Annotated in this window: 1 protein-coding gene; it reads left to right on the top strand. The window is 34.8% G+C overall.

All coding sequences use genetic code 11. The features are described 5' to 3' along the window. Positions 1–57: 57 nt before the first annotated feature. Positions 58–230 (top strand): DUF3870 domain-containing protein (locus LIZ98_RS17860; protein WP_227140480.1); only part of this gene is annotated, 173 nt, incomplete at its 3' end.

A 230-nucleotide genomic window follows, 5' to 3' on the forward strand; every position in this document is an offset into this window, starting at 1 on the left:
TTTGTGACTTCATCATAAATGTCCCTTAGCGTAGATGGGTAAAAGGCTGGTGATATGATGTTTAATAATGAAACCATTTTTATTATTGGTGATGCAAAGGCTGCGGCCAATAATCCGATTACGCAAAAATATAATGCCTTTTATATCGGATTAGTTGTTGATCGGGATAGTGGGAAAATCATTGATGCTGATTGTTCTGCAACACTTGATTTGACAAAGCAATTTATTAA

It is taken from the genome of Caldibacillus sp. 210928-DFI.2.18 (assembly GCF_020554505.1).
In the GTDB taxonomy this organism is placed as follows: Bacteria; Bacillota; Bacilli; order Bacillales; family Caldibacillaceae; genus Caldifermentibacillus; species Caldifermentibacillus hisashii.